The sequence below is a fragment of the Nocardia heshunensis genome (assembly GCF_054782115.1).
Genome location: NZ_BAAGTC010000002.1, coordinates 1 through 16,818, shown reverse-complemented (window position 1 = coordinate 16,818; position 16,818 = coordinate 1). Strand labels below are relative to the sequence as shown.

The 16,818-nt window shown below is 63.1% G+C and carries 12 protein-coding genes and 1 tRNA gene; 4 read left to right on the top strand and 9 right to left on the bottom strand.

The annotated features are described in order from the left end of the window. The first annotated feature begins 41 nt into the window (after nt 1-41). Nucleotides 42-548: a redox-sensitive transcriptional activator SoxR gene (soxR, locus tag ACYVN4_RS00070; RefSeq protein ID WP_460717133.1), complete on the top strand. Its 507-nt coding sequence runs from the start codon at nt 42-44 to the stop codon at nt 546-548. Nucleotides 549-557: 9 nt separating this feature from the next. On the opposite strand, the gene ACYVN4_RS00065 is transcribed toward soxR, so the two are convergent. From ACYVN4_RS00065 to ACYVN4_RS00035, 7 genes are all read right to left on the bottom strand, one after another. Beyond that, nucleotides 558-1,529, bottom strand: a complete 972-nt coding sequence (locus ACYVN4_RS00065; RefSeq protein WP_460717132.1) for an SDR family oxidoreductase — start codon at nt 1,527-1,529, stop codon at nt 558-560. 206 nt (nt 1,530-1,735) lie between these two features. Then, complete coding sequence (locus ACYVN4_RS00060) at nt 1,736-3,559, bottom strand: putative bifunctional diguanylate cyclase/phosphodiesterase (RefSeq protein WP_460718310.1); 1,824 nt, start codon at nt 3,557-3,559, stop codon at nt 1,736-1,738. Nucleotides 3,560-3,623: 64 nt separating this feature from the next. Beyond that, a complete protein-coding gene (locus ACYVN4_RS00055) occupies nt 3,624-5,756 on the bottom strand; it encodes an Rv1355c family protein (protein ID WP_460717131.1) in 2,133 nt (710 codons plus the stop codon). 2 nt (nt 5,757-5,758) lie between these two features. Beyond that, nucleotides 5,759-6,457: a hypothetical protein gene (locus ACYVN4_RS00050; protein ID WP_460717129.1), complete on the bottom strand. Its 699-nt coding sequence runs from the start codon at nt 6,455-6,457 to the stop codon at nt 5,759-5,761. Nucleotides 6,458-6,758: 301 nt separating this feature from the next. Then, the gene (locus ACYVN4_RS00045) at nt 6,759-7,193 is read right to left on the bottom strand and encodes an effector binding domain-containing protein (RefSeq protein WP_460717128.1); all 435 of its coding nucleotides are present in this window, start codon (nt 7,191-7,193) and stop codon (nt 6,759-6,761) included. Then, nucleotides 7,190-7,633 carry a GyrI-like domain-containing protein gene (locus ACYVN4_RS00040; RefSeq protein WP_452395423.1) on the bottom strand — a complete coding sequence of 148 codons (444 nt, stop codon included), beginning with the start codon at nt 7,631-7,633 and terminating at the stop codon, nt 7,190-7,192. Before ACYVN4_RS00040 ends, ACYVN4_RS00045 begins: the two co-directional genes overlap by 4 nt. 124 nt (nt 7,634-7,757) lie before the next feature. After that, on the bottom strand, nt 7,758-8,429 hold the full coding sequence (locus tag ACYVN4_RS00035) for a trimeric intracellular cation channel family protein (RefSeq protein ID WP_460717127.1): 672 nt from the start codon (nt 8,427-8,429) through the stop codon (nt 7,758-7,760). Between the two features lie 121 nt (nt 8,430-8,550). Between ACYVN4_RS00035 and ACYVN4_RS00030 the strand changes: the two genes are divergently transcribed. From ACYVN4_RS00030 to ACYVN4_RS00020, 3 genes are all read left to right on the top strand, one after another. Further along, on the top strand, nt 8,551-9,279 hold the full coding sequence (locus ACYVN4_RS00030; protein ID WP_460717126.1) for a uracil-DNA glycosylase: 729 nt from the start codon (nt 8,551-8,553) through the stop codon (nt 9,277-9,279). A 94-nt stretch (nt 9,280-9,373) separates the two neighbouring features. After that, complete coding sequence (locus tag ACYVN4_RS00025) at nt 9,374-9,988, top strand: TetR/AcrR family transcriptional regulator (protein ID WP_460718309.1); 615 nt, start codon at nt 9,374-9,376, stop codon at nt 9,986-9,988. 96 nt (nt 9,989-10,084) lie between these two features. Beyond that, nucleotides 10,085-10,157: transfer RNA gene (locus tag ACYVN4_RS00020), tRNA-Ala, on the top strand. Between the two features lie 648 nt (nt 10,158-10,805). Here the strand turns inward: ACYVN4_RS00020 and ACYVN4_RS00015 are convergent. Both ACYVN4_RS00015 and ACYVN4_RS00010 read right to left on the bottom strand, forming a co-directional pair. After that, complete coding sequence (locus tag ACYVN4_RS00015; protein WP_460717125.1) at nt 10,806-10,973, bottom strand: hypothetical protein; 168 nt, start codon at nt 10,971-10,973, stop codon at nt 10,806-10,808. A 72-nt stretch (nt 10,974-11,045) separates the two neighbouring features. Continuing rightward, nucleotides 11,046-16,502, bottom strand: a complete 5,457-nt coding sequence (locus tag ACYVN4_RS00010) for a FliH/SctL family protein (RefSeq protein ID WP_460717124.1) — start codon at nt 16,500-16,502, stop codon at nt 11,046-11,048. Between the last annotated feature and the right edge of the window lie 316 nt (nt 16,503-16,818).

Genomic DNA, 16,818 nt, shown 5'->3' with positions numbered 1-16,818 from the left:
TGCAATTCGCACCCGCGAAAAACCTGGAGTAATGTTCAGGTGTGCAAACCGCGTCGTGGCAGGCGAAGGAGCTGACCCCCGGTCAGCTGGCCCAGCGAGCCGGAGTTTCGGTGTCCGCCTTGCATTTCTACGAACGTGAGGGCTTGATCACAGCCCGCCGAACCAGTGGCAATCAACGCCGCTATCCCCGGGAAACCCTGCGCCGGGTCGCCTTCATCCGGATCTCACAGCGTGTCGGCATCCCGCTGGCCGAAATCCGGCGCGCACTCGACAACCTGCCCGACGGCCGCAACCCCAGCCGCCGCGACTGGGAAACCCTGTCGACCACCTGGCGCGAGGACCTCGACGACCGCATCGAGCAACTGGTCCGGCTGCGCGACAACCTCACCGGGTGCATCGGCTGCGGCTGTCTCTCGCTGGGCGTCTGCAAGATCTTCAATGCCCACGACCACCTCGGCGACCAAGGGCCGGGCGCACGCGTGCTCGACACCCACGCGGCCGAGAACTGCGCCAAGCCGGATATCTGCGGGCCCGCCGAACCAGCCTGACCCCGGCCGTTATTCGGGGGCGCTCACGGCCGTGTGCTCGGGCGCGTTCGCTTGTTCGGGCGCACTCACATCGGTCTTTTCGGCCGCCACGCTCACACCCGTCAGTCCCGCGTGCCCGGGGCCGGAATCCACCGCGGGCCGCGGCAGGAACGTGGTGAACAGATCGTTGGCCCGCCGCATGGCGAACTCGTACGGCCAGGCGAACTTGCGGGCCCACCAGTAGCCGAAGCGGATGTCGAACTGGGTGTGAATCAGGTAGGTGCCCTTCTCGACACCGCGCAGAATGGTCTCGGCCACCTCGTCGGGCGACTTGGCGTGGCGGCGGAACCGCTTGATCCACGCCTGGATTCGCGGATCCTCCCGATCCACGCCCACCACGTCGACGGTCTGCACCAGCGGCGTGTCCACCGCACCCGGCACCACCAGGTGCACGGCGATGTCGTGCCGCTCGAGATCGAAGCGCAGCACCTCCGAGACACCACGCAGCCCGAACTTGCTGGCGCTGTAGGCCGCATGCCACGGGAAGGCCAGCAGACCGGCCGCCGAGGACACGTTCACCAGCGCGCCACCGCGTTTCGCCGCGATCATGGGCGGCACGAAATTCTCGATGACGTGGATGGGACCCATCAGGTTCACATCGATGAGCCGCTTCCAGTGGCGATGCTCGAGGTTCTCCACCGTCCCCCAGGTGGAGATACCCGCGACGTTCATCACCACGTCCAGCGAACCGAGCTGCTCGTGCACCTGCTCGGCGAAGGCGGTGACGGCGTCGTAGTCGCTGATATCAAGGGCCGCCGCCACCTCGACCGTGCCGCCCCCGGAACGGATGGACTCCACCGTCGCGTCCAGCCCGTCGGCGTTCACGTCGGTGAGGATCAGGCGCGCGCCCTTGCGGGCGGCGGCCAGCGCCGTGGCCCGGCCGATACCGCTCGCCGCGCCGGTTACCAGGGTCTTCTTGCCACTCAGGCCACGTCCACGCACGTCGATCCATCCCTCGATTGACAGCCTTGTCAGACCGCACGCTACTACGCGAACAGAGTTGTTCGCATGTCGGGTGAGTACCCGTTACGCCCCTATTTTCCTGGGCACCGAACCCGCGGGCCGAGGATTCACGACCCGGCTCGGGAACATTAAGGGATCGGTTTCACGACTACCCCGAATCGGGGCCGGACACGCCGGGAATCGGGTCAGGAAGGCCCGGGCATGACCGACCGGCTGGTACCCGGCAGGTCCAGATCCAGCGCGATCCGCCCGGCCGCCAGATGCTCCTCGACTTCCTCGGCCGGCATCGGCCGCGCGATCAGGAAGCCCTGCGCGCGGTAGCAGCCCAGCGCCACCAGCGTGCGCGCCGCCACCGTCGTCTCCACGCCCTCGCCGACCACCCCGAGGCCGAACGAACCGGCCAGCCCCACAATGGATTTCACGATTGCCAGATCGTCGGCACTGGCGCCCAGCCGCTGCACGAAACCGCGGTCGATCTTCACCGCGTCCACCGGCAGCGCCTTGAGATGCGACAGCGAGGAGTACCCGGTCCCGAAGTCGTCGATGGCGATCTGCACGCCCATCCGCTTGAGCCCGCGCAGGGTCACCTGGGTGCGGGCGAGATCCTGCACCACCACGTGTTCGGTGATCTCCAGGCATACCGAGGAACCGTCGATCCCGTAGCGGCGCAGAATCCCCTCGATGGTCTCCACGAAATCCAGCGAAACCAGCTGTACCGGAGACACATTGATGCGGATCACGACATTCGAGGCCAGCCCGCGCCGCCGCCAGGACGCGAATTGCTCTGCGGCCGTGCGGATCACCCAACGTCCGAGTTCACCCGCCAGATTGGTCGCCTCCGCGACCCCCACGAACGCGCCGGGCGGCAGCAGTCCACGGGTCGGATGCTGCCAGCGCACAAGGGCTTCCAGCGCGACCACGCGCCCGGTGCGCAGATCCACCTCGGGCTGATAGTGCAGCAGCAGCGAACCGTCCGACACGGCGCCACGCAGATTCAATTCGACGTCGTCCTGCAGTTCGAACTGCGCCCGCATGGCATCGGTGAACACCGCGACCCCATTGCCGCCGCTCGACTTCGCCGACAGCAGTGCGTGATCCGCGCGCCGCAGCACATCGGCGACCGTGGTCTCGCCCGGAATCCCCAGCGCCACACCGACACTCGCGCCACGACTGACCGTCTCCTCGCCGACGGTCACCCGCCGCGCGATCAACTGCTGGATCCGGCTGGCCTCCCGCTCGGCCGCCGCGGCATCCATCGGCTTGGCTGGCACGATGACGAACTCGTCCCCGCCCAGCCGCGCGATCATGTCCCCGGCATCCAGGTTGTCGCGCAACCGCGTGGCCAGCGTGCGAATGAAATTGTCCCCGGCCGTATGCCCGAGAAAGTCGTTGAGCGCCTTGAGCCGATCCAGATCCAGGAAGAACGCCGCCACCGGCCCCGCACACCCCGGTCTGAGCCGGTCCTCCATATGCTCGAGCAGCGCCCGCCGATTCGCCAACCCGGTCAGATCATCGTGCATGGCGATATACCGCAGCCGCTCCTCCGCCACTACGCGCGCCTGCAGCTGCGCGAACAGGGCGGCGATCGCCTTGAGCACGTTGAGTTCCCGGGTGCTCCACTCCCGGTCGCCTTCCTTGATGAAGCCGAGCATTCCCGTCGCCCGGCCGCGGGATACCAGGGGCACCGCGGCGGCGGAGACGGATTCGAGACCGGCGGCCTCCTGGATCAACCGCTGATAATCGGCGAATTCGGAGACCGGCCTGATGATGATCGGCTCGGTGATCTCACCGAATCGCGTCAGGACCGCGTTGGGATCGTCGAAATGAGCGACCTGCAAAGGATCACCGTCTTCGGGAACCGCCCGACGCGGCCACTCCGCGATGAGCACCGATGCCTGCCGCGGCTCGTCGGTGAAGCGGAGAAAGCTGAAATCGACGTCGAAATGCTCCACCAGCCAGGCCAGCACTCGCTCACTCGCGGCCGCTATCGTCGAGGCTTCGACCGCCATCAACTCCGAGGCGACCTGGGTCACCAGTGAGTCGAGCGTTCGCCGAGGCACGTTCTCTCCGATCTCACTCGCCCGGTACGGGCCGTCGCCTGCTGCGAACCGTGGGCTCCGCCGCGTACCCGAAGCGCAGTACCGACGCCATCGTTTCGTACCCGGGCACTTCCAACAGCTCCAGGAAGCTTCCTTGAAGTGACGTTAGTGTATCGGCGAACTCCGCGGAAACCGTATGTAGTTCCTCGGGGCGTCGGGCGTACAGGAAAATCGGCGATACCGGTTGGACCGCCAGACCGTGCTGTTCAGCGGCGATCCAGAGACGCTGCAGCGCCTCCCCCGCCCGGGCATACGCGACCAGTTCCGATCGGTCGTCCAGCGGCGGCGTCGGAATGGTCAGAGCTACCACCGCCGAGCTCGACCGCACCTTCTCCAACGTCGCCCGCACCAGCGCCTGGCCGCCCGACCAGGCGCGCAGCTGAGCCATCACGTCCGCGCGGCGGGCGATCTCGAGCTTGGCCACTTCATCGGGCGCGAGGTCCAGCGTGCGCAGGTCCATTCCGGTGGACAGATCATCGGCGGGCCAGCGGAGTTCGGAGATCATCTCCGCATGTAAACCCGGGGTCAGGTACCTGGCCCGCTCGGATTCGGCGAGAATCCGCGCCGCGGCGTCCATACCGTCCCGATCCGTCACCAGGCGCAGCTCCGCACCCGCCTGGCGGGCGGTCGCTGCGAGGATCTCGAGCACGGTCGCCGGTATTTCCGTGCCGTTCCCGTCGCGCCTGTTGGTGTGCCGGGCCAGCAGCGCCGGATAGGCCCGCGCGAGTTCGGGATCGGCGTCCGACCCCGAACGCAGCCGTGCGGTGAGCAGATTCGGGCCGCCCGCACGCAGTTCGGTGGCACCGAGCAAACCGTGCGCGGCGGCAGCCGCCCGAGCGTTGTACAGCGCCGCTCCGACGGCGACCGCGCTTGCCCGGTAGCCGATGTCCATCAGTGAAGAGCGTTCGGGCGCAAGCTCGATCGCGATCTCATCCGATTCCACCCGCAGCGTCCAGGGCTGCGCATTCCCGCCGGAGGGCGCCCGTTGCGCGCAGTGGAGTACGGCGGCGAGATCGGAGGTCGGCTGGTGCGCGGCCGGTTCATCCGGCCACTCCAGATCTTCGGGCAAATCCGGCTCGACGATCTCGTCCAGACATTTCTCGATGTCGACGCGGGTACGGCCCGAGGGGAGCTTCTGTCCGAGCCCGATCCGGCGCACCGCCGCCGCCACATTGGCGCCGCCGCCCTGTACATCGGACGCCAGTTGCGGCCAGCTGCTGAGGGTCTCGCCGATTTCGACCATGCTCGCCGCGAGCGTGGCGGACAGATTGCGACCGTCCAGCACCCGGATGGCATAGGGCGCCTTCTCACGCGTGGAGAGTCCCCGCAGCTCAGCGGCGGTGACACCGCCGAGCAGGCCGTGGAAGGGCTCGCGCCCCGGTTCCAGATCGAAACGCTCGACATCGAGCAGACCGCGGTCGCTGGAATGCATGACCACCGGCAGCCGGTGCCGTCGAGCGCCCTCGCGCACCGCGAGCTTGATATCGAACGAATCGCATTCCTCGACAACGACGTTCAAGCCGGTCAGGAAGGCGTCCAGATTGTCGTCATCGAGCCCGCCCGCGAAGACCTCCACCGGCAGATACGGATCGAGCTCGGCGATCCGGCGGGCCGCCACGACGGCCTTGTTCACGCCGATATCGAACAGCGTGCCGGGTACGCGGTTGAGATTCGAGAGTTCGATGGTGTCGAAGTCGGCCAGCCGCAGCAGACCGCAGGTGCCCTCCATGGCCAGCACGTGGGCAACGGCGTGTCCGACACTCTGACCGACGACACCGATCGCCTGAGCTCCGAGGGCGTCCTGCTCGGCGCGAGTGAGGTTGTTGCGATTGCGATCCAACCGAACGGCGCGCAGCAGCTGCGGGCCGGGTAACGCGAGGATGCGGCGTCGCCAGGGGTAGTAGAACCACCTGTCCGATCCCGTGCCTTCCGACAACTCCGGCGGGGCTACCAGGTCCGCGAACTCGGCCCGCAGCAAATCCCGGAGGTCGGTGGATTCGATCGAAGCGTCCGACCGCAGTGCGGCTAACTGCGAGGCATCGGCGGGATCGAATTCATCGAGTTGGACCGGGCGATAATCGAGGCCCGCGACACCAGGTTCGATCATGATTATGCGAACCCCCGGGTGGGTGACCACAAAATCGTTGGCAGCAGTTCATTTTCCCGCATTTCCGACAATTCGGCCGCGAGTAACCGCGCCTGCGATTCGGTGGCGATCGAATCGCAGGTTTCCATATCCCACCAGACCGCGAAGGTGCGATAGCGCTCGTCCGGATAGGAGGACGGCGGAATCCACCAGGCCACCTTCGCCCCACTGCTCCGATAGAGCCGCAACGCGTGTTCGGGCGCATGGCTGCTGACATAACGGACACCCAACAGCACCGCGGCATGGACGCAGGCGCGCGCCATCCAATCGGCGAGCGCGTGCCGATGCTCGGAGTCGCGCGCCGCCCAGCCCGCCTTGCACTCGATCACGCCGTACGGAATCTGATCCGCGACCAGACGGCGAAAAGACGGTCCGCCTTCCCGCCCCGTCCAACTCGCCACGGCCCGCATTTCGTCGACGTGCTTGTGCGGGCCCTCGGCGCGAACTCCCGCCACCACCCGGCCGTCCGGGTCGAGGGCGACGAAGAACAATGAAGTGGAACGACCATCGATCACGGCGTCGTAATCGAGTGCATCCTCGGAATCGAAACGGCGATACGCCTCGAGCGCACCATCCATGTACTGGCGCCACAGACCCGGATCCGCATCCGGCGGGCCGACCAGGATGGCGTATCCCGTTTGCGCCTCCCGAAATCGGAGCATGCCTGCACCAGGACCTTCCGCCGGGATATGCACGATCGGTTCGACTGCCATACAGTTCCACTCCACTAAAGAACAGACCCGCGCGATTGCCGCGTCGTCACTCGATACGGCCGTGTATCGACCGCAGCGGACGTGGGTGCCTAGGGGAGTATCCGCCAGCCCGTTGAAATTGTCCAGGCATCCGGCTAATCCCCCGAAACCCGAACGGGCCTCCGGAAATTCCCCCAGGTCAAACCATTGCTATCAGTCATGAATTTCAGCGACAAGACCAGTTGGTTCCGAACTAGTTAACTGTCGGCAATCAGACCAGGATGGAGATGAAAAGCTCCAGTTCGGCCGGTCCGGACCAGATCTCGATCTCCTCGCGGTACGCCCGGGTGATCTCGGCGGACGCGGTCGCGTCATCGACCTGGGCCCACACGTCCTCGGCCGGATCGTGGTAGTCACCGTTCGGGCGGAAGCGGGCGTAGACGCCCTTCGGCACTCGGATCAGGACGTCACCGGTGGGGACGTCGTCGGGGCCCGGGTACTCGTAGGCGACCACGACGTTGTAGTTGCCCGCCGGGTCGGGGACGTAGACGGTGGCCAGCGGGCGCACGGTGTCGTCGCGGTCGCGCAGCCGATCCCGCAGGAACTCGATGAGCTCGCTGTTGGAGACCTTGAAGCTGGGGCGCACCCGCGGGACCACCAGGCCGCCGTAGACGCCGCCGGGCCGGACCACGATCGAATAGGTCATGACGGCTCGACCGCCAGATAGAGATCGATCTTGTAGGCGTGCGGGTAGGTCTCGAAGTCGCCGGTGTGGATGCGCTTGATCTGCTTGTGCTCCTCCGCGTACGCGATCTGGGTCCACAGATCCGTCATCACCTGCGGAAAGTTACCGACCGAGGAGAAGCGGGCGTAGGTGCCGCGCGGCAGGCGGGCCACGATGTGGCCGCGGGTCACCTCGTCGAGCGAGCCGCACTCGTACCCGACGATCTGGGTGTTGTAGGTGCCGAGCTCGGCCGCGTAATCGGTGTAGGCCGAGGCCAGCGGACCACCGAGTTCCTGATGCAGGACGGCGGCCCAGGCCACCTCCAGATCGTGGTCACGCAGTTCACCGAGGGCACGTTTCGGGCTGCGCACCGGCAACCCGGCAACCCACGTCTCGTCCCGCTCGACGATCTCGAACTGCATTGGTAAGGAACTCTCTCGAGGTGTGATTCACAGCCAGTCGGCCAAGCCTTCGCCATGCTATCAATCACTCCGGGGCGTGCTCCGCGACACGACAGCGGCGGCCGGGCGCGCCGGACGAGGGCGGTCAGGCGGACGGGGTGTCGTCGCGGCGGCGATGCGGACGGGCCATCGGGGCATGCCAGTGCCGGCGCAGCGCGATCAGGCGCAGGATCACCGCGCCCGCACCGGCGAAACCGCCTGTCCAATAGGTGTATTGGCCGTAGTGCAGCAGGGTCGCGGTGACGGCCGAGCCGAGCAGGGCGGGGACCGCGTAGAGCTCGCCATCGCTGAGCACGCTCGGGGTGACACCGGCCAGCACGTCCCGGATCACACCGCCGCCCACCGCGGTGACCAAGCCCAACGCCGCCGACGAGGTGGCCGACATGCCGTACTGGAAGGCGGTGACGGTGCCGGTCACGCAGAAGATGCCCAGGCCGATCGCGTCGGCGACGTTCAACGGGACGCGGACCAACCGCACCGGAGGATGCCAGAAGAAGATGAGCACCGCTGCCAGCAGCGCGATTCCGGCGTAGGAGACCTGCACGAAGGCGAGCGGCGGGGTGCGGCCGATGACGAGATCGCGGATCACGCCGCCACCGGTGGCGGTCGCCACGGCCAGTACCGCGATGCCCACCACATCGAATCGGCGGCGCACCGCGAGCAGTGCGCCCGAGAGGCCGAATGCGAACACGCCCACCAGGTTTCCGATGCTCTGCGCCGCATCCACGGGGGTGCCGAGTTCGACGAGATCGCTCATGGCGGGCCCGGTTTCCTTCCCAGTCGCTAACTTTCGGCTATCGGCGCTCAGTATGCCCGGCGGGGTTGGCCGCCCTGCCCGGTTCATGACATCGCCGCGTCGCCGCACGGTTCGAGCCGGCATGTGCTTGAGTCGCCTCGTGTGCCGCACAATTGCCCAGCTCGACGCGGAACTTACCGCGTGCCGTGCCTGCCCCCGCCTGGTGGCGTGGCGTGAACAGGTCGCACACGAGAAACGGGCCGCCTTCAGTGACGAAAATTACTGGGGTAAGCCGGTTCCGGCCTTCGGTCCCGCCGATGCCCGGCTGCTGATCGTCGGGCTCGCGCCCGCCGCGCACGGCGGCAATCGCACCGGCCGCATGTTCACCGGCGACCGCAGTGCGGACGTTCTCATCGCGTGCATGCACGCGGCCGGGCTGGCCAACCAGCCCACCAGCGTGTCGGCCGACGACGGTCTGCGCCTGCTCGGCACCCGTATGACCGCCCCCGTGCACTGCGCCCCGCCCGACAACAAACCCACTCCCGTCGAACGCGACACCTGCCGCCGCTGGCTGATCACCGAACTCGGGCTGCTCGCACCCACTTTGCGCGCGATCGTGGTGCTGGGCGGCTGGGGTTGGCAGGCGCTGCTGCCCGCGCTGGCCGAATCCGGCTGGGAGATACCCAAACCCAGACCGAAGTTCGCGCACGGCGCGCAAGTCGAACTGGCGCCCGCGCGCCCGGACCGTTTCCCCCTGCACCTGTTCGGGACCTATCACCCGTCCCAGCAGAACACCTTCACGGGCCGTCTCACCCCCGCCATGCTCGAACAAGTCCTCACCGCCGCCGCCCGCACCGCGGGCCTCCCCTGATCCCGCGTCGAGCCGAGAGCCACCCCCGAACCGATAGGATGCGGTCGTGAGCAGGGCTGATGATGAATCCGCGCGGGAGGTCACCGACGACGAGGTGACCGGAACCGTGCGCGCACGCCCGAAGCGAGCCGAGACCCGGCAGCGACTGCTGGACGCCGCGTTCGAAGCGTTCGCCGAGGAGGGCTTCGGCCGCTGTTCGGTCGAGCAGGTCTGTGAGCGAGCCGGATTCACCCGCGGCGCCTTCTACTCGAACTTCACCTCCCTGGAGGAACTGTTCCTCGCCATGTGGGAGCAGCGCTCCGCCCGCATGCTGGCCGAAGCCACCGCGATGCTCGACACCCCCGGCGGCATCGCCGTCGACCCCCGCCGAGCCGTCGAACAACTCCTGGCCGCAGTCCCCGTGGACGACAAGTGGTTCCGAATCACCTCCGAATTCACCGCCCACGCCCTCCGCAACCCCGCCCTCCAACAGGTGGTGGTCGCCCGAGAGGAAGCCATCTCCGCAGCCCTCACCCCCGTGGTGGTCACCCTCATGCGCCGCAACGGCCGCCGCATCCCCGACCCCACCGCCCTGGGCCGAGCCCTGGTGGCCGTCCACGACGGCACCCTCGCCCAATGCCTCCTGGAACCCGACAACCCAGCAATCCGCACCTACCGAGTTGACCTCTTCCTCCGCGTCCTCGAGTCCTACAGCGAGCCCACCCCCTGACCCCAACCCCCACCCAAACCACCCCCAACCAGCCGATTCGTCCCCACGCCAACCCACCTGCTAAAGTTTTCCACCGCGGGCCGGAAACGACCCCGCGGGGCTATAGCGCAGTTGGTAGCGCGTCTCGTTCGCATCGAGAAGGTCAGGGGTTCGATTCCCCTTAGCTCCACAAAACTATCAGGTCAGGCTCGGTTTCTAACCGATCCTGACCTGTTTTGCTTGGCTCAGCCCAACGGGAACCCCGCAGTTTGCATTCTGGTTTGTATCGGATTCTTCGGATGGTCCGGTGGTTGTGGTGATCCAGGCAGCGTGTCCTATGAACGCGGACGGAGCACCCTCCACCGCACGCTCCCAGGATCTGAGATTTGTCATCTTCTCGGCTTGATCAGGTCCTTGACCTGACCCACCGCGGCCTCTCCGTGCGCCGGGACATTTCGTTGCTGAATCCGCGCGCCGGAGCAAGCATCCGATCCGGATGCGGCGCGCGGTGGTGGCCTCGGCGCAGCATCACCCGGTCGGATTCATCTCGAAGCTGACGCAAGTGCCGGAATCGTATGTACGCCAAGTGATCCACGGCTTGGACGTAGTTCCTGAGGCGATGGTCCGGATCGGTTCCTGAGGCGATGGTCCGGATCGGTTCCTGAGGCGAGGTCCGGATCGCGCGAATAGCGTTCTCGGAGGGTTGTCTGTCCAAGCGGATACGGGATGTGCTGGCCTCGGCGGGAGGACACCTCCGCGAACTCAGCAGCCGTAAGAACCGGACCCAGCACAGTCTGGCGCGTCGGCGGCGTCTTCGATGACCGCGCGGACGGCGTGGTCACATCGTCGGATCCTCCTGTTGCCGAGCATCGTCCACACGCATCCGTTCCAGCTGGATCGCAATTTCACGGACCTTCAGTTCGGCATCGAGATACGCCCGCTCGGCTGAATCAACATGTTTGGCGGAATCCATGACACGTTCGGGTTGGATCGTCGCAAGCAGCATCTTCGACCGCAGCGCAGTCTGCGCCAGGAGGTCTTCCGATGTCCCAACCGCCGGCGGTATCTCCGAATCGGTTCACCGATCCTTGGGATTGGGCAAAGAATTCCACGGGGTGCCTGGAAGATCTAATGCCGCTCGATAATCGAAGGAATGATAGGATTCGATTCCCGGGTCAGGGTTGGACGACCCGGAGTCTCCACCGGATTCCCGTCCATGTGACGGTGCATCGCCTTTAGTTTCGGGCGGCACTTCATATTTCTGAACAGCCGCCCCGAAACGGGCATCCCATTCTTCATCCGATACAGTCTGCGGATTTGTAAATCCTACAGCCTCATTTAGATCATCAAGCCTCTCTCTCAAAGCTAACAGATATTCATCGATTCGCTTCTCGACCTCTGCAACAATCGATTCCTTAGCCTCATCGCCGAATTTCTCCATGATTCCTGGCATCAATCTATCGACATTCTCGATATCGAGGTTCTTCAATCTCACATCACGAAGCAACTTCACTACACCCTCAAGATGATCAAGATCTCGGAAATCGCGTGCGGAAGAGGTGGCGCTGGCGGCGTATTCTGCGCGGAGACCAGCAAACAGCTCTGTCCATTGTTCCCGGGTACGGCCCGAATGCGGCGGGTCCACCATGAAGCTTTCTGCCAGGCCGTCTCGGACCGACTCGAGATATGCTACCGCACCATCGGCTGTCAAGCGACGTTCTTCTAGATCAGCCGGAACGTTTTGTCTGATTTGTTGCAGAATGGACCACACTTCACAGAACCAGATAAGCTCGCCCAGGCGCCGATACTCCGACTGGGATTCTTTTACCCGATCGGCGATCCTATCGAGCTCTTCTGCAGGGATAGTGTGTGGCAGAAAATTCGACCCATCGCCTTCAATGTACTCCACATAGTGGCTGGAGAATCCACCTGGCGGTTCCAGTGTTTGATATGCCATGCTGCCGTCGATTCCGAACACACGGAATCCGTCAACAAGCATCCAGTTTGCTCCCTCATGCCTATCCCATGGGCGGATAAGAGCATCGCCGAGACCTAACCTCTTCGCACTCGGCGTATCGAAAAATATCGGCCACGCGTCCCTACGACGCGATTCAGCTGTGGCGTTGGCCAGAACACCTGGAATGAACTCCATGATAAAGCTGAGCTCTGATAGCTGTATCATATTCGGCGCGTGTGCCCCAACGTCCGCGAGCGTCCGCCGACCTAACCATTCCGCGTGGGCTTGCTCGACAGTTCGAACCTTTTTCTCAACCGCAATGAAGCCGTTATTGTATATGATCTTCTCTACTCGCTCGGACATTGTTCCGTCGCCTAGGTCACCTTTGAGAAGTTCGCGACTTCTCTCACCGGCCGCCTCAGCTTCGGCTAGCCTTTCGGCAAATGTTCTTTCGTCGACCAGATTCTTCATCCACGCGATCTGGTCTGGGTCGGTATAGAATTCTATTCCAGCTTCTTTCCCATGATGAATCCCTGTTACGGGTGTAGCGGTCAATCGCCCGTTGTGGTCGACCATCAGGCGGAGATATTCGACTGACATGCCGTCCTGTGCGGCCTGTTGGCGCAAGCCTGGCACCAAACGGTCCAGCAGATCACGCTGACCCGACAGCGGTGATACAACTATTACACGCTTACCCGGTATTACTCCGATACCTGGCGCCGCGGGCACGGCACCATTTGCTTTGATCACCTCCTGGGCGGCCAGCACTTCCAATGCCTTACGAACCTTTGATACATATGCTCGTACCGATTTTATATGCGGCCGCAAATGCTCGAACTGAGGGCGAACTTCGGCGACAATCGGCTCGTCAGAAATCACGCGGACAGCCAGTCGGTCGAAGACACTTCGGCGGAGTATCGCCTCGAACCGGTCGCGCTGTCGGCCCTCCAAATTTCTAATTGCCCTCGAGATCTCGGGAACGGCCTGGCGCAACAGACCGTCCGTATCGACCTGCAGGTCACGGGCCGCTTCCAAGGCCGCGGCGACCATCTCGTCCGCTTCAGCCAGCGCTCGTCGAAGCGCTCGTACTATCTCAGGCGCCGGTACCGCGGGAACGTTTGTGCTCCAGGGTGTTCCGATCGGGTCGTCGGGATCATTGTGCAGCGCCATCGATTGATCGGGCACACCCCGAGCGCGCCCTGGCATCCAGGGGCGCCGATACTTTCGTTTCGGCAGATCGAGAACATCGGTGACCTGGACGTCGCGCGCAGGCACCGGACTATCGGACCACGGGGTACGTGGCCACTCATTGCCTGCCGTTCGATCTGTCGATTCATTTTTGCCTTCTGATTCCGCGGTCTTCGGAGGTTCTGTATGGGGTGCGCCGTCGGGCGATACCGGGTTGCCCTCTCCGAAGGCGGTCACCGTGGGCAGCACCTCGACACCGAATCCATGTATTGGCGCGATCGGTGAATCGCCCTGTCGCCGCCTACGCCGTCTGTTCGGCAAGTCCAACACGTCGGCCTGATCATCCAGGCCGGGCGGAATACCACCCACTCCGGTACGCGCATGAGGAACTACATAAAGGCCGGTACGCCGCCTGACAATGCCAGCCCGTTCCATATTGACAACATTCTCAAGAATATCAATCAAATCGAGATTGATGGGGTCGCCAGCGTGCATACTTCGCAAATCACCAAAGAATTTGTCGCGCTGACGTTGTTCCAAAATATTCGGTACGTAGTTGATCCCCAATTCTCTCAGGATCTTATTCTTCTCCCGAAATAGAAAACGCACGGCATCGTCTATATTCAGCATATTCAAGTTGGGATACTCGGTCGCCCTGGACTTCAGCTCTGTCAGATTCTGCAGTGCGAGCCGATACCATTCCGGATTGATGCGCTCGAGTTCCTCTCGCGCCTCGAGTACGCGCCGTTCACGATCTTCCAAATCCGAAAGCGAATGAGTGAACTGATTCCAGGTTCGTTCCCCTCCCGACATCTGAGTATAGATCCAAGAGAGGCCACCTCCACCATATTCATCCCCAAATATATCGCGATAGTACAAACCGTAGATTTTGGCCCCATCAATATCGCCCCAATTCTCACTGCCAGGACGCAAAGGGACACCGAGGATAGCATCGACCATCCCCTGTATCTGCGCACTCGGTAGGCTTCCTATCCTGTTCCACAACATCGCGTCATCGGCCCTGCCGAGACGGTTGTTAAGCGTGGTGTGCTCGCGCTGTTCAGATCCAGGGATGTACTCCAAAATAATTCTGGAGTCACCGTCTAAAAAGTAGTCTGGAACATATGCCCCGAATGCACGCGCAAAGGCCAGACCAAAGAGAAACGCATTCTTGGGAAGTTCATCGTAGATCGTCAATTCGATCGCCCTGAGGTGATTGCTATAGGTTACCAATTCAACCCAATCGGCGATGCCATACAACGGGCTCTCTCGGGGAACAGGTTCTATGCTATCGAGCAAGACGCGCTTGGTTTCGCCCGACGCCCTGCCCTCACGAACCTTCTCGGCGAACGTGCGCGTGTCGATAAGAGAATCCGTCCAATATCGACCCACAGGCGAAACTGTGAGATCGAGGTAGTCGTCGCGGCCCGTACTCAATCCAGTGATTTCACTACACTTTACCCGACCTCCCGCGTCGATATAACGCTTGTAGTATCGAATACTATTACCAATTGGATCGACCTGGATACCTGGAGCGAGAATTCCGAGTAGATCCTCCTGTGCATCGAATGGCGACAATACGATGGTGGTGCCGTCTTGCAACTGTGTACTGATCGGCGAGTTTCTGACTCCACCCAGCGAATCGAGAACCTCATTGTTCGAAAGTATGGACAGTCCGTGCCGGATTCGACCTGCACGCTTTGCTGTCGCATTGATGAACGGCAGCAGATCATTCCACATCTTCATTGGATATTTGAAAACAAACGAGGCTGCAATAATGCGAATCGCCAGGTCATCGAGCACTCCGCGACGCAAAGCCCAAACAAGCTTTCGCCGGTGCTCATTATATATTTCATCTACCGCCGCGGTCTTGTCGGCCTGGCGACGAATCAGCGCCGGATCGTAGCCGATCATTGTAAACCCGCGCAATCCCGCATCAATGATGGGATCCATCTCGACGAATTCGGCTTCCAGCCGTGCACGAATGGGTTCGGAGAGCTCTGTGGGGATCAGGGACAGCCAAGGGTCCGACTTCGAGGGGTTATGATCCTTCTCGATCTCGAACCAAAGGGTTTGACGGCCGTCGCGGTCGACACTGGTTCCCCACTTCTCCACCAGTTGCCTGACCCCTTCGGCGGCATGGCTCGAATCAGGGAATGTCACGTGAACTCTTCCCGGATATCCGATGGGAATCCCGGCAACTTCGCCAACGACAGCAACACGCAGCGTGTTGCCGTTATCCCAAACTTGGACTGTGCCTTCGCCGGTTTGTTCCATCACAACCGACGCCCAGTCTGCAGTCAAATGATTAGCAATACGGATCTGATCGATTAGCCATTCGCCTTTTGTCATGATGCCCTGGACAACCGATGCACCTTCCTCCAGGCCAACAGTCGTGCCGGTCCATCGGGAATATTCAGGCGCAATACGCGATGGGTCGTCGATATCGAATCCCTCGAAGAACCAGAATTTCACGGCTTCCACTGCTCCATCGACGACGATCTGATACGCATGAGTGTCCATGCCCAGTTCATCGAAAACCGGAGAATGTCGAATAATTTCCGGAGCATGCGTCATGGAACTCCGGCGCGTGTAGGAGACGGTAAGCTCCACAAAACGCTCGCCGGGATTATCGGAATCTCCGGTGCGGGCACGTATTGCGATCTCCGGATCGAGTCCGGACTCCACCTTGGCGCGAGCCGCCAAACGCCATGCGATCCGCTGCGCAGCGTCCACCTCGCCCTGGATGCGCCATCCGCCCATGAGGTCGGGTTCGAATATACGCTCAATGGAAGAAGCGATGTTTCCGAGATCCAGAAACTCGGTGAGATTTGCGACGAATTTCTTCAGTGGCATCGGCGCGTTGGGATTGCGCACCATCCTGCGAAATTCGTGAAGTGGATCATCCGGAACATCCGAAGGGATGTGTCGATCAGAACTCTGCGACAATCCGAGAATACCCGGTAGGCGTTCCTCCAGTTCATCGAGTTCCCGGTATATCGCTGTCCGCGAGGCCAGCGGAAGATGGCGATTCTGCGCACGGCGATCCAGCTTCATTCGTTCCCGGATCCACTCAGCGATGTCCGAAACCTGTTCGGCGGTGAAGACAGAGTCGTGGTCCATCGACCGCATATGATCAGCGACCTGTCGGACTGCTTGCGCAACCCGTCCGGGAGTCATGATTTTCGGATATCGCTGAACGCCGAGGGATTTCGCTGCGCGGGCACGCACCTTCGGATCAGTATTCTTGCCGGGGATAGCGGTGGTCGAGATGGGCTGCGGATCTGCTCTCGACGGTGTGGGGCGTGGCGGGCTTGATGGTGTGGGCATTGGAGCGGGCGCGGGAGGTTGTATCCTCCTACGCTTGCGCTTGCGTTTGCCGCCGCCCATGGTGGCCTGGGTCCACGGGATTGGGCGGGGTTCGACGGCGGGGCCGGGTTGGGGGGCTAGTTGGCGTGAAGGGAGATGGCCTATGTCGGGAAGGGCAGAGGGGCTGGGGGCGTAGCCGAGGTCGTCGGGATGGGGTTGGGGGCGCTGGGATGGATTTTGGGGTGCGCCAGGGGTATTGGGGTTGGGTGGGGTTGCGTATTTGGGTGAGGGGGTGGATTCAGGTGGGGCTTGGGCTGGGGTCGCGGGGAGGTGCGTGGAAGGGTTCGACTGATGCCGGGGTGGGGGGAGGTATTCGGGTGGTGGGGGTGGCGTTCGG